The sequence below is a fragment of the Nonomuraea cypriaca genome, from assembly GCF_015645445.1.
GTDB lineage: Bacteria > Actinomycetota > Actinomycetes > Streptosporangiales > Streptosporangiaceae > Nonomuraea > Nonomuraea cypriaca.
Genome location: NZ_JADOGI010000270.1, coordinates 1 through 13,217, shown reverse-complemented (window position 1 = coordinate 13,217; position 13,217 = coordinate 1). Strand labels below are relative to the sequence as shown.

Below are 13,217 nucleotides of genomic sequence, written 5' to 3'. Positions count from 1 at the left end.
GCGTCTGGGTGGTCGGGGTGGGTGTCTCGGTGGCGCTCGATGGTGGGGTTCCGGCGGTGGGGGCCGGTGTCGCGGTGGCGGTCGGCGGTTGGGTTCCGGCGGTGGTAGTCCGTGGCCGCGCGTTGGTCGGATCCTGGGGCCGGGCCGGGAGGAGCGTGGCCAGGCGGGCGCAGACGATCGCCGGGGTCGCCAGGTAGGCCACGGCGGCCGGGCTGCGATGTGCCTCCGCCGGCTCGTCCGTGATCACCGCGATCGACGTGCCCGGCTCCACGAGCGGCCCCGGCGTGTAGGGGTACTGGCGGAAGACGGGCGCGCCCACCGCGAGCACCACGTCGTGCCCGGCCAGCGCCGCCCGCAGCCGCACCCGATCGGACGGCAGCACCCCGGCGTACTGGGGGTGATCCTGCGGAAACCCGGCCCGAGCCCCGAACGACTCCTGAAACACCGGACACCCCAGCCGCTCCGCCAGCAAAACCAGCGACTCCCACCCCACATCCACACCCGAGCCCGCACCAGCATCCACGCCCGCAGGCGACGCCGCGTCCCCGCCGACGCCCACGCCCACACCCGCGCCTGCGACGATCGCCGGTGAGCGGGCCTTGGTCAGCAGTTCGACCAGGGGCGAAAGGTCGGCGTCGGCGACCGCCGCCGGTCGTATCACGCGGCCCGGGGCCGCGACGATCTCGCCGTCGAAGGGGGCCGCCCAGTCGTCCATCGGTACGACCACCAGCGCCGGCCCGCGGAAGGTGACCGCCTCGTGAAAGGCACGGGCCACCGAGCCCGGCACGTCCTGGGCGCGGGCCGGCTGGTCAGTCCATACCGGGTACTCCCCGGCCAGCCCGCCGAGCCGCCCCGCCAGGAAAGGCTCCAGCGCCAGATGCCGCCGATCCTGCTGCCCGACGAGGATCACCAGCGGCACCCGGTTCACCCGGGCGGTGGCGATGGCGCCCACCGCGTTCCCGAGTCCGGCGGCGGTGTGCAGCACGGCCAGCGCCGGCGCCTGGTGCCCGATGGCCCACCCCGTGGCCATGCCCACCACCGACCCCTCGTGCAGGGCCAGCACGAAACGCAGGTCGTCCGGCAGCCCGGTCAGCAGGGTCACCTCGGTGGAGCCGGGATTGCCGAAGATCGTGGTCAGCCCGTACCGCCTGAGCACCTCGAACGTGGCCTGTCGAACCGTGGTCACCGCGACCCCCTCGCCTGCTGGATCTGCCGGTAGACATGCCCGCGCAGCTCGCCGAACCTCGGCAGCGACCGAGTGGTGAGCTGGTCCCGATCGGGCGGCAGGTCGATCTTCAGATCTTCCATGATCACTGTCGGGGACGAGGACAGCACGAGCACCCGCTGCCCGAGATAGACGGCCTCATCGATGTCGTGGGTCACGAACAACGTGGTCACCCCGAGGTCCCGCCACAACCGCAGGATCAGGTCCTCCAGGTCGGCCCGGGTCTGCGCGTCCACCGCGGCGAACGGCTCGTCCATCAGCATGACCTGCGGCTCGTACGCCACCGCCCGCGCGATCGCGACACGCTGCTGCATCCCGCCGGACAACTGCCACGGATGGGCGTCGGCCACGTCGCCGAGACCGACCGCGCGCAGCGAGTCGGTGACGAGCTCCCGCCGCCGCGCGGCCGGCACCCGTTTCTCCTTCAGCGGCAGCTCGACGTTCTGCCAGACGGTCATCCAGGGGAACAGGCTGCGGCCGTACTCCTGGAAGACGACGGCCATGCGCGGCGGCGGCCCGGTCACAGGCACGCCGGCCACGCGCACCTCGCCGCCGCTGACCGGCAGCAGCCCGGCCACGCACCGCAACAACGTGGTCTTTCCACACCCGGAGGGCCCCACCACGCACACCATCTCGCCGGCGCCCACGCTGAAGGTGATCGAGCGCAGCGCCTCGACGCGGCGGCCGGGGCTCGCGTAGACCTTGGTCAACGAGGAGATCTCAAGCACGGGCGGCTCCACTGCCGTAGTACCAGGACAACACCCACCGCTCCAGCCGGCGGAATAGCGCCGACAGGGCCAGGCCGAGCAGCCCGAGCAGCAGGATCCCGCTCCACATCTCGGCGATCTGGAACTGCCGCTGGAACAGCACGATCGTGAACCCCAGACCGCTGGAGCTGGCGAACATCTCACTGATGACCATCAGGATGATCCCGATCGACAACGCCTGCCTGAGCCCGGTCATGATCTGCGGGCTGGCGCCGCGGAGCACGAAGCGCCGCAGCCTGGAGGCGCCGCGTACGCCGTACATGCGGCAGGTGTCGGCGAGGACCTCGTCCAGCGCGCGTACGCCCTCGACGGTGTTCAGCAGGATCGGCCAGACGCAGCCCGACACGATGACCAGCACCTTCATGGGCGTGTCGATCCCGGCCAGCAACATGATGAGCGGCACCAGCACGGGCGGCGGGATGGCCCTGAAGAACTCCAGCACCGGCTCCAGCGTGGCCCGCAACCGCCGCGACAGCCCGATCGGCACGCCCAGCCCCACGCCGAGCACCCCGGCCACGGCATAACCCGCCAGCAACCGTCCGAGACTCGGCAGCACGTCGTCCACCAGCCGCTCAGAGAACCACGTCTCGGCGAACGCCCGCCCCACCTCCACCGGACCAGGCAGGTAGAACGTGCTCCCGCCGACCGCCCACCAGACCACCACCAGCAGCGCGGGCAGTGCCACCAGCCTGACGACTCTCAAACCGGCCACCTCCGACGCGACCGCTCCCACGGATCTCATCCGGCCACCTCCGAGGGGACCGCTCTCACGGGTCTCACGGGGTGACCTCCGACCGGACAGCTCTCACGCGGCCACCTCCGACCGGACGGCCGGATGCCAGGCCAGCACCCTGCGCTCCAGCAGTCGCACGGCCGCGTTCACCCCGATGCCCACCAGCCCGGCCAGCACGATGAGCGCGTACACGACCGGGACGGCCCCGCCGCTCTGCGCCACCTGGATCTCGGCGCCGAGCCCCGGACTGCCGATCACCAGCTCCGCCGTCACCGCCAGGATGAACGCCACCGCCGCCGCCAGCCTGAGCCCGGTCATCACGTACGGCAACGCCGTCGGCCACACCAGATGCCTGACCCGCGACCAGGCCGACAACCCGTACGACCTGGCGGTGTCGAAGGCCACCTGGTCGACGGCCGCGACGCCGTACAGGACCTGGATGAGCACCTGCCAGAACGACGCGTACACCACGAGCATGAGCGTCGAGCCGAGTGAGGGCCCGAACAGCAGCGTGGCCAGCGGCACCAGCGCGACCGACGGGATCGGGCGGAGGAACTCGACGGTGGAGTTCGTCACCGCCCGCAGACCCGGCACGATCCCGATGACCACCCCGGCCACGACCGCCGCGCAGAACGCGATCGCCAGGCCCAGCGCCCACCCGCGCATGGTCTCGCCCAGCGCCACCCACAACGCAGGCGTGGCGAGTTGCGTGGCCAGCGTGGCGAGGATCTCCGAGGCGGGCGGCAGGAACCGCGCGTCGACCAGGCCGAGCCGCGGCACGGCCTCCAGCAGCGCGAGGAGCCCGCCCAGCCCGGCCAGGCCGTAGCCGATCCTGCTGAGAAGACGCCTCACGGCACCAGCGCAGACACGTCGACCTTCTCGCTGAGCACCCCGTCGGCCAGCGCCAGGTCCGCCACGGTCTGCACGGACGCCCTGTTGACCTCGACCGGCCACTTCGGCAGGTACATCTTCGCGATCACCTCAGGCGTGATCTTCGTGTACGTCGTCAGAATCTCTCTGACCTCGTCAGGATGCGTGTCGGCGTACTCCAGCGACTTACGCATCGCCGCCGTGAACCGCCTGGTCAGGTCGGCGTCGGTCCGGCCGGTCGTGAAGTACATGGCGACGGTCAGATCGGGGGCGGCGTCGGCGAAGTTCCACGCCACGGCGCGCGCTCCCTGTCCGAGCGCCTGGCTGACGAACGGCTCGACCACCCAGATGGCGTCCACCCGGCCGCTCTGCAGCGCGGCGGGCGCGTCGGGGAAGGCCAACTCGATGAACTCGATGCCGCCGGGGTCTCCGCCTGCCTTGCGTACGGAGGCGCGTACGGTCGTGTCGCCGATGTTCTTGAGCTGGTTGACCGAGATCTTCTTGCCCGCCAGGTCCGCGGCCGTCCTGATCGGGCTGTCCGGCTTGACCAGCACCGCGCTGAAGTCCTTGCCCTGCTCGCCGGTGGAGGAGACGCCGTTGGCGACCACCTTCACGTCGAGCCCCTGCTGTTTGGCCGTCAGCAGCGAGGTCGTGTTGGCGAAGGCGAATTGGAACTGCCCGCTGACCGCGCCGGAGACGCTGGCCGCGCCGCCCTGCACGGGGGTGATGGTGAGGTCGATGTTCTGCTCGTCGAAGAAGCCCTTGGCCTTGCCGAGATGGATCGGAGCGGTGTCGAGGATGGCGATGACCCCGGCGTTGACCTTGGTCTTTCCCTGGGCCTGCTCGGGCGCCGCCGACTGGGTGCCGCCGCACGCGGCCACCAGGAGAGCGGCGAGGACCACGAGAGCGCGACGCACGGCTACTCCCTAGTTTGTGCGCTATGCGTACAGGTATTCTCTAACCGAACGCCCCCGTTATCGCGGAACTTACGCCTTTGTCGGCTCCTGTCAAGGGATCACCATGGTTGATCATGTGCAGTCGCTGGCCCGGGGACTCACCGTGATCCGCGCGTTCAGCGCCACAGAGCCTGAGCTGACACTCAGCCAGGTGGCCCGCGCGACCGGGCTCAGCAGGGCGGCGGCCCGGCGGTTCCTGCTCACCCTGGCCGACCTCGGCTACGTGCGCAACGACGGGCGGCTGTTCTCGCTCACCCCCAGGGTGCTGGACCTGGGATACGCCTACCTGTCGAGCCTGACGCTGCCCGAGGTGGCCGATCCGCACCTGGAACGCCTCGCCGCCGAGGTACGCGAGTCGGCCTCGGTCGCGGTGCTGGACGGCGAGGACGTGGTCTACGTGGCGCGGGTGGCCACGGCCCGGATCATGCGGGTGACGATCAGCATCGGCACCCGGTTCCCCGCCCACTGCACGTCGATGGGCCGGGTGCTCCTGGCGGCCCTGCCGGCCGAGCGGCTGGAGGCGTACCTGGAGGGGGCCGAGCTGCGCCGGCTCACCTCGCGCACGATCGTGCTGCCCGCCGCGCTGCGGGCGGAGCTCGACGAGGTTCGCGAGCGCGGGTGGGCGATGGTGGACCAGGAGCTGGAGGAGGGGCTGCGGTCCATCGCCGCGCCCATCCGCGACCGCTCAGGCCGGACGGTGGCCGCGGTCAACGTCTCCACGCACGCCAGCCGTACGAGCCTGCAGGCGGTCCGCCGCGACCTCCTGCCGCCCCTGCTCTCCACTGCGGCGAAAATCGAAGCCGACCTGACCTCTGTCTCCGTCACCCGCACCTGACCCGAACCCGACCTGACCTCCGTGTCCGTCATCCGCACCTGACCCGAACCCGGCCCGGCCTCCGTGTCCGTCATCCGCACCTGACCGTGTTGAGGATCGGGCTCACCGCTTCCTGTAGCGGTCCGTGGCGTCGCGCGTGGCCCGGATGGCCGCGTCGGCCTTCTCGTACGTACGCTGCGCCAGCCCCACGAAGATGCAGTCCACGATCAGCAACTGGCTGATCCGGCTGGCCAGCGCCCCGGGCCGGAACGCCGTCTCCCGCCCCGCCGACACCAGCGTGTGATCCGCCAGCCCGGCCAGCGAGGACCGAGGATTGTTCGTGATCCCCACGATCAACGCCCCGCCCTCGGCCGCGGTGCGCGCGGGCACCAGCACGTCGGGCGTCTCGCCGCTGCAACTGATCGCGACCGCCACGTCACCGGTCCTGAGCAGCGCCGCGCTGGTCAACGCCAGATGCGCGTCGCTGAACGGATGGCTCGACAGCCCGATCCGCAGCAGCTTGTGCGACATGTCGGTGGCGACCAGTCCCGAGGCCGCCACACCGTACACGTCCACCCGCCGCGCCGCCGAGATGGCCAGCACCACCTCGCCGAGCTGGTCGGGATCGAGCTGCGCGGCCGTGTCCGCCAGGGCCTCCGACTCGGCCCGCGCCACCTTGGCGATCACGTCGGTCAGCGGGCCGTCGGGCGCGAGGTCGCCGGGCACCAGCCGCTCGGGCTCCTTGGCCACGGCCGCCGCCAGCGCGAAGCGCATCTGCGAGTATCCGCCGAAGCCGAGCGCCCGCGCCGTACGCACGATCGTGGCCTCGCTCGTCCCTGACACCGCGCTGAACTCCGTGATCGTGCTGCGCACGACCAGCCCGGGGTCGTCCAGGATGATGCGGGCGATGCCCTGCGCCGCCGGGGTGAGCGAGGGCAGCACGGCACGCACGGCCGCGACGGGGTTGGCCGGTTCGGTCGTCACTGGGCGAGCCATTCCGCCGCCGCCTGCGCGGACACGCGGGAGATCCCGTGGGTGGCGACGTGCGCGGCGCCGGAGGGCGTGTCGGGGACGCCGGTGTCGACCACGATCACGTCGGGCCGGAGCGCGACGGCCTTCGCCACGCTCTCCCGCACCCACGGGTGCCGCGCGGCGTCGTGGACGACCAGCACGACCGGCCGATCGTCGAACGCCGGCAGCTCGCCCTCCTGCTCCATCTGGATCCTGGCCGTGTCAGGGAGCAGCGCGGTGAGCGCCGCCGTGATGCCGGTCGGCGTGGCCGGATCGACCGCCTTGTTCATGCGGGTGTTGACCTCCACGACCAGCGGTCCCCGGTCGAGTGTGGCGGCTCCGGCCGTGGTAAGCGCCCTCCTGGCGGCGTCCAGGCCCACGCCCTCGTCGACGTCCTCCCGGGCCTTGTCGCGCAGCGCGGACCGGGTGGCGTACCACTCGGACAGGGAGCGGACCCGGGCGGCGGCCTCGGCCAGCCGCTCCTCGGGCAGGACCCCGGCGCGGACCGCCGCCACGATCGCGTCGCGCATCTCGTGCAGGCTCTCCTCGGTGGACAGCCCCACGCAGATGGCGTCCACGCCCGCGTTGAGCGCGCGCACCGCGATCTCGCCGGGGGTGAACATGGCGGCCACCGCCCGCATCTCGATGGCGTCGGTGACGAGCATCCCGTCGAAACCGAGCTCGCCCCTCAGGAGCTCGGTCAGGATGGTACGGCTCAGCGTCGCCGGCATCGCCGGATCGAGGGCGGGCACGAGCAGGTGGCCGGACATGATCGAGCGCACCCCGGCGTCGATCGCGGCCACGAACGGCGGCAGGTCGCGCTCGGACAGCAGTTCGCGGGAGGCGTGCACGGTGGGCAGCGCCAGGTGGGAGTCGGTGACCGTGTCCCCGTGGCCGGGGAAGTGCTTGGCGCACGCGGCCACGCCCGCGGCCTGCACGCCGCCGACGTAGGCCACGGTGTGGCGGGCGACCAGGTCAGGGGTGGGGCCGAACGAGCGGACGCCGATCACGGGGTTGGCGGGGTTGGCGTTCACGTCGGCGGAGGGCGCGTAGTTGAGGGTGATGTCCAGCTCGGCGAGCATCCTGCCGATCTGGCGGCCCACCCGCTCGGTGAGGTCGACGTCGTCGATCACGCCCAGTGCCCGGTTGCCCGGGAAGGAACTGCCGGCCGCCACCTCCAGCCTGGTGACCGCGCCGCCCTCCTCGTCGATCGCGACGACGGTGTCCGGGTTTTCCGCGCGGAACTGCCGTACGACCTGCGCGTCGATGGCGTTGCGGGCGAACAGCACGACCCCGCCGAGACCGTCGCCGAGCGCCCGGCGCAGCCAGTCGGGGGTGGTCGTCCCCTCGTAGCCCGGGTGCAGCACGGTCATCGCCAGTCTGTACAGGTCACCGCTCATCGGCATTTTCCTTCACAGTTGTTGATCTGAAGGTAATTTTCTGTCATCGTCGCCCTCGACACAACTGCTTTCGAGAGGCCACCCCCCAATGCCCAGCAGACGTACTCTCCTGAAGGGTCTCGCCCTCGCCGCCGCCGCTTCCGCCGTGCCGCTCCCAGCCTTCGCACAGGCGGATCATGTGCCACCGTTACGTCAGATGCGCGGTATGTGGATCGCTTCCGTGGTCAACATCAACTGGCCGTCCAGGACTGGGCTGAGCGCCGACGAGCAGAAGGCCGAGTATCTGGCCTGGCTGGACTTGGCCGTGCAGCGCAAGCTGAACTCGGTGTTCGTGCAGATCAGGCCGACGGCGGACGCGTTCTGGCCGTCGCCGTTCGAGCCCTGGTCACAGTATCTGACCGGCACCCAGGGGCAGGATCCCGGCTACGACCCGCTCGGGTTCGCCGTGGAGGAGACGCACAAGCGGGGACTGGCCTTCCACGCGTGGTTCAACCCGTACCGCGTCTCGATGCAGGCCGATCCGGCCAAGCTGCACCCCGACCACCCCGGGCGCAAGCACCCCGACTGGATCCTGCCGTTCGGCGGCAAGCTCTACTACAACCCCGGCATGCCGGAAGTACGGAAGTTCTGCCAGGACGCGATGATGGACGCGGTCACCCGCTACGACATCGACGGCCTGCACTTCGACGACTACTTCTACCCGACCAACACCACCGCGTTCGACGACAGCGCCGCCTTCGCCCAGTACGGCGCCGGCTTCCCCGACCTGGCCGCCTGGCGGCGCGACAACGTCGACCTCATGGTCCAGGAGATGCAGCAGCGCGTGCTGGCGGAGAAGCCGGAGGTCGCCTGGGGGATCAGCCCGTCCGGCATCTGGCGCAACAAGGGCACCGACCCGACCGGCTCGGACACCAACGGCGGCCAGTCGTACGACAACCTGCACGCCGACACCCGCGGCTGGGTCAAGAAGGGCTGGCTCGACTACATCGCGCCGCAGCTCTACTGGTACATCGGGCAGCCGCCGGCCGACTACTCCAAGCTCGTCCCCTGGTGGTCGGACGTGGCGAGCGGCACCGGCACGCTGTTGTGGATCGGGCAGGCCGCGTACAAGGCGGGCGACCCGGCGCAGGCGGCCGAATGGCAGGCCACCGGCGAGCTGTCCAGGCACCTGACACTCAACAGGGACCACCCGGAGATCGGCGGCGACATCTGGTACAACGCCAACGACGTCAGGGCCGACCGGCTCGCGTCCATCTCGACGGCGGTCAACGACCACTACGTACGGCCCGCGCTCGCGCCCGTGCTGCCCCGTCTCGAGAAGGGGGAGCCGCCGAGGCGGCCGGTCGTGGCGTACGCGCTGCGCCGCTCCGGCGGGGTCGAGGTGCGGGCGGTGGCCACCGGCAGGGACGAGCCATTCCAGTTCGCCATCTTCCGCTTCGACCGGCACGCGTCGTCCGGCGCCTTCGCCGACGCGCGCAACCTGGTCGCGGTCGTGCCCGGCGACCGGCAGGTGCGCTGGACCGACCCCGGCGGCAAGCGCGGCGACCACTACTACGTGGTGGCGGTGGACCGGGCCAACAGGACCAGCAAGCCCAGCAACGCCTTCCGGGCCATCTGACCAGGCTTCCGGGTCAGCCGGCCAGGAAGGCGTCACCTGACCCGGACTCGTCAGGGCGCGTCAGGGCAAGCTACGCGCGCTCGTGTCGCCGGTTGCCTGCCGACCGGCGACGGGCACGCCGGACCCGCCTGCCCGCAACACCTCAGCCGCGGGCGCAGTCGCACGTCACCAGGGGTTCCGACGCTGCCGGAACCCCTCGCCGAAGCCCCGGTCGCGATCCCGTGGTCAAGAAGCTCTGCGCCCGGCCGCCGACGGCTGCTCGGTGGGGGCTCCCGATGCCCGCTGTGGTGGCACCACAGGGGTGGGGCGCACCAGGCCCAGCGCGACGACCTCGTTGGCCAGTCGCGTGCGCCGGTTGGTGCCCTCGGGAATCCGGAACTTCTGGTAGAGCCGCAGCAGATGCTGCTTGACCGCGGCCTCGGTCACGACCAGGTCGTCGGCGATCTCGCGTGCGGTCGCCGGAGCGACGAAGGCCTCGTCCGACAGCGCCGGCCTGCAGAGCGAGGTCAGCACATCCACCTCGCGCCTGGTCAGCTCGGGCGCCGCCGCCCTGCGCAGCTCGACCTCTGGGGTGAAGTCCTCACGGGGGACTCCACCGATGCGACCCCGCGCCGCACCGAACGAGACGACGTCGCCGTCGTCAAGGACCCTCCGGGCGATCGGCCTGCCGTTCACCCGCGTGCCGTTCCTGGACAGTCCCAGGTCGACGACATACAGGTAGGGTCCTCGTCTGACGAACTCGGCATGGAGTCGAGACACGCTGGGATCGGTGAGCCGGATGTCCACGCCCCGGCCCCTCCCCACCGTCGTGATCTCGGGGCGCAGCGGGACCACCTCACCGGTGTCCTCGATGCGTATGAACGGCCCCTCCACTGGCGGTTCCTCCCCTGGGTTTGACGCAGCGTATGAACGGCACGCCTACTCCTGGGCACGGCAGTTCCTCCCCAGGTAGCCCGCCGTAACTATTACTACAGCTCCGGCTTACCCAAACGAGGGGATGCGGAATCGCCTTTGCCGAAAGCAGAATCCGACGTGAAATTGGTCTGGACCTCTGCGGACGGTTTTTCCAGCTCACGGGTAGACTTCGGACGGAGATACGCGGAGGAAACACTCATGGCGGACAAGCCCACGAAAGGTCTGGCCGATGTCGTAGCGGCGTCCACAGCGCTGAGCGACATCGACGGAAAGGCCGGCCGGCTCTTCTACCGTGGATACGACATCCACGATCTGGCCGGCCGCGCGACGTTCGAGGAGACCGCACACCTGCTACAGCGGGGCAAGCTGCCCAACAGATCCGAGCTGGACGCGTACGGCGCCGAGCTGGTCCAGGGGCGGGAGCTCGGTGGCCTGGTCGCGGCGAACATCGCCGAGATCGCCGAGAAGCAGAAACCCATGGAGGCGCTGCGCTCGCTGGTCTCGCTGTCCGGCGCGGACGATCGGGACAAGGACTCCATCGCCCCCGAGGCCAACCTGCGCAAGGCCGCCCGGCTGACCGCCCAGCAGCCGCTGCTCATCGCCCGCTACCACGCCGCCCGCACCGGCGGCAGCGCCCCTGAGGCCGACCCCGGGCTCAGCATCGCAGCGAACTTCCTGCTCCAGGTCACCGGCCGCACCCCTGGCGCCCGCGAGGTCGAGATCTTCGACGAGTGCCTGGTGCTGCACGCCGACCACACCATGAACGCGTCCACGTTCGCCGCCCGCGTCTGCGCCGCGACCCTGTCGGACATGCACTCCGCCATCGTCGCCGCCATCGGCACCCTCAAGGGCCCACTGCACGGCGGGGCGAACGAGCAGGTCATGAAGACGCTGGAGTCGCTGTCGCCCGGCGCCGTGGCCCAGGCCGTACGCGACAAGCTGGCCGCGGGCGAGAAGATCATGGGCTTCGGCCACCGGGTCTACAAGACCGAGGACCCGCGCGCCACACACCTGCGCAGGATGTCCGCCGAACTGGCCGAGGCGACGGGCGACGACACCTACTACCGGATGTCGAAGGACATGGAGGAGGTCGTCTTCGAGACGAAGGGCCTCTACCCGAACGTCGACTTCTACGCCGCTTCGGTCTATCACTATCTCGGCATCCCCACCGACCTGTTCACGCCGGTATTCTCGATCAGCCGCATGTCCGGCTGGACCGCCCACGTCATCGAGCAGCACGCCGACAACCGGCTGATCCGCCCGGACAGTGAGTACATCGGTGAGACCGACCAGAAGTGGAAGCCGATCGACGAGCGATGAACAGTTGAGTCAAGGGACCGAGCGCGAGAGCTGGGGGCCGTACCCGCTGATTCTGGCGGGTGCGGCCGTCGGCATGCTCGCCATCTTCGTCGTGCACCCGCGCTGGGGCGGGTTCGCCATGGGCGCCGTGGTCATGATCGCCGCCGCTCTCCGCTTCGCCGGATACGCGGGGCAGCTCGCCGTACGCAGCAGGACGACGGACGTCATCACGCTGGCCGGGTTCGGCTTCGTGATGGTCCTGACCTCGCTCCTGCTCTACAACAACGAGCTCAAGGCGCTCATCTTGTCCCTTTTGGCCCGTTGACGGGACGGTCCGATAGCCTCGACGTATCAATACATTGAAGGGGAACCATTCGCATGCCCAAGATCAAGGTGGAGGGTCCGGTCGTCGAGCTTGACGGCGACGAGATGACCCGGATCATCTGGCAGTTCATCAAGGACCAGTTGATCCTTCCCTACCTCGACGTCGATCTGAAGTACTACGACCTCGGCATCGAGCACCGCGACGCCACGGACGACCAGGTCACCATCGACGCCGCCAACGCGATCAAGAAGTACGGCGTCGGTGTGAAATGCGCCACCATCACCCCCGACGAGGCGCGGGTCGAGGAGTTCGGCCTCAAGAAGATGTGGCGGTCGCCGAACGGCACCATCCGCAACATCCTCGGCGGCGTGATCTTCCGCGAGCCGATCATCATGTCCAACGTGCCGCGGCTCGTCCCCGGCTGGACCAAGCCGATCGTCGTCGGCCGTCACGCCTTCGGTGACCAGTACCGCGCCACCGACCTGAAGATCCCCGGCGAGGGCACGCTGACCCTGACGTTCACCCCGAAGGACGGCTCCGAGCCGATCGAGATCGACGTGTACGACTTCCCCGGCAGCGGCGTCGCGCTGGCGATGTACAACCTGGACGACTCGATCCGCGACTTCGCCCGCGCGTCGATGCGCTACGGCCTGTCCCGCAACTACCCGGTCTACCTGTCGACGAAGAACACGATCCTCAAGGCGTACGACGGCCGCTTCAAGGACATCTTCGCCGAGGTCTACGAGACCGAGTTCAAGTCGGACTTCGAGCAGGCCGGCATCACCTACGAGCACCGTCTCATCGACGACATGGTCGCCGCCTCGATGAAGTGGGAGGGCGGCTACGTCTGGGCCACGAAGAACTACGACGGCGACGTCCAGTCCGACACGGTCGCCCAGGGCTTCGGCTCGCTCGGCCTGATGACCTCGGTCCTGATGACCCCCGACGGCAGGACCGTCGAGGCGGAGGCCGCGCACGGCACCGTGACGCGCCACTACCGTCAGCACCAGAAGGGCAACCCCACCTCCACCAACCCGATCGCCTCGATCTTCGCGTGGACGCGTGGCCTGGCCCACCGCGGCAAGCTCGACAACACCCCGGCCGTGACCGACTTCGCCACCAAGCTGGAGCAGGTCTGCGTCGAGACCGTCGAGAGCGGCCAGATGACCAAGGACCTCGCCCTCCTGGTCGGCGGCGACGCCAAGTGGCTCACCACCCAGGACTTCCTGGCGGCCCTAGATGAGAATCTCAGGAAGAAGATGGCCTAGCCCCCACGCGGGGGGC

General features: G+C 70.0%; 13 protein-coding genes. 5 read left to right on the top strand and 8 right to left on the bottom strand.

Annotated elements, in window-relative coordinates:
- From ITP53_RS48025 to ITP53_RS48005, 5 genes are all read right to left on the bottom strand, one after another.
- The coding region (locus ITP53_RS48025) for a thiamine pyrophosphate-binding protein (RefSeq protein WP_195902162.1) at positions 1-1,186 on the bottom strand (1,186 nt) is incomplete at its 3' end.
- A complete protein-coding gene (locus ITP53_RS48020) occupies positions 1,183-1,953 on the bottom strand; it encodes an ABC transporter ATP-binding protein (RefSeq protein ID WP_195902161.1) in 771 nt (256 codons plus the stop codon). The genes ITP53_RS48025 and ITP53_RS48020, both read right to left, overlap by 4 nt.
- The gene (locus ITP53_RS48015; RefSeq protein ID WP_195902160.1) at positions 1,946-2,734 is read right to left on the bottom strand and encodes an ABC transporter permease; all 789 of its coding nucleotides are present in this window, start codon (positions 2,732-2,734) and stop codon (positions 1,946-1,948) included. Before ITP53_RS48015 ends, ITP53_RS48020 begins: the two co-directional genes overlap by 8 nt.
- A 63-nt stretch (positions 2,735-2,797) precedes the next feature.
- Entirely contained in the window at positions 2,798-3,577 is a 780-nt protein-coding gene (locus tag ITP53_RS48010) for an ABC transporter permease (protein WP_328818174.1), read from the bottom strand.
- Positions 3,574-4,512 (bottom strand): ABC transporter substrate-binding protein, encoded by a 939-nt coding sequence (locus ITP53_RS48005; protein WP_195902159.1) that lies wholly within the window; start codon positions 4,510-4,512, stop codon positions 3,574-3,576. Before ITP53_RS48005 ends, ITP53_RS48010 begins: the two co-directional genes overlap by 4 nt.
- Before the next feature lie 103 nt (positions 4,513-4,615).
- Here ITP53_RS48005 and ITP53_RS48000 point away from each other — a divergent pair, with 103 nt between their 5' ends.
- A complete protein-coding gene (locus ITP53_RS48000; RefSeq protein WP_195902158.1) occupies positions 4,616-5,386 on the top strand; it encodes an IclR family transcriptional regulator domain-containing protein in 771 nt (256 codons plus the stop codon).
- A gap of 102 nt (positions 5,387-5,488) precedes the next feature.
- Here ITP53_RS48000 and ITP53_RS59835 read toward each other — a convergent pair whose 3' ends face one another.
- Together ITP53_RS59835 and ITP53_RS47990 are read right to left on the bottom strand one after the other, a co-directional pair.
- Entirely contained in the window at positions 5,489-6,349 is an 861-nt protein-coding gene (locus ITP53_RS59835) for a MurR/RpiR family transcriptional regulator (RefSeq protein WP_328818171.1), read from the bottom strand.
- Positions 6,346-7,776 (bottom strand): glycoside hydrolase family 3 protein, encoded by a 1,431-nt coding sequence (locus tag ITP53_RS47990; protein ID WP_195902156.1) that lies wholly within the window; start codon positions 7,774-7,776, stop codon positions 6,346-6,348. Before ITP53_RS47990 ends, ITP53_RS59835 begins: the two co-directional genes overlap by 4 nt.
- Before the next feature lie 205 nt (positions 7,777-7,981).
- Here ITP53_RS47990 and ITP53_RS47985 point away from each other — a divergent pair, with 205 nt between their 5' ends.
- Entirely contained in the window at positions 7,982-9,394 is a 1,413-nt protein-coding gene (locus ITP53_RS47985; protein ID WP_236052007.1) for a glycoside hydrolase family 10 protein, read from the top strand.
- 225 nt (positions 9,395-9,619) lie between these two features.
- On the opposite strand, the gene ITP53_RS47980 is transcribed toward ITP53_RS47985, so the two are convergent.
- The gene (locus ITP53_RS47980) at positions 9,620-10,267 is read right to left on the bottom strand and encodes an FHA domain-containing protein (RefSeq protein WP_195902155.1); all 648 of its coding nucleotides are present in this window, start codon (positions 10,265-10,267) and stop codon (positions 9,620-9,622) included.
- 240 nt (positions 10,268-10,507) lie between these two features.
- Between ITP53_RS47980 and ITP53_RS47975 the strand changes: the two genes are divergently transcribed.
- Genes ITP53_RS47975 through ITP53_RS47965 form a run of 3 tightly spaced genes read left to right on the top strand, consistent with a single transcriptional unit; the run spans position 10,508 to position 13,201 of the window.
- On the top strand, positions 10,508-11,629 hold the full coding sequence (locus tag ITP53_RS47975) for a citrate/2-methylcitrate synthase (RefSeq protein ID WP_195902154.1): 1,122 nt from the start codon (positions 10,508-10,510) through the stop codon (positions 11,627-11,629).
- Positions 11,630-11,633: 4 nt separating this feature from the next.
- The gene (locus ITP53_RS47970; RefSeq protein ID WP_195902153.1) at positions 11,634-11,933 is read left to right on the top strand and encodes a DUF3017 domain-containing protein; all 300 of its coding nucleotides are present in this window, start codon (positions 11,634-11,636) and stop codon (positions 11,931-11,933) included.
- A 53-nt stretch (positions 11,934-11,986) separates the two neighbouring features.
- The gene (locus ITP53_RS47965) at positions 11,987-13,201 is read left to right on the top strand and encodes an NADP-dependent isocitrate dehydrogenase (RefSeq protein WP_195902152.1); all 1,215 of its coding nucleotides are present in this window, start codon (positions 11,987-11,989) and stop codon (positions 13,199-13,201) included.
- Positions 13,202-13,217: the final 16 nt, after the last annotated feature.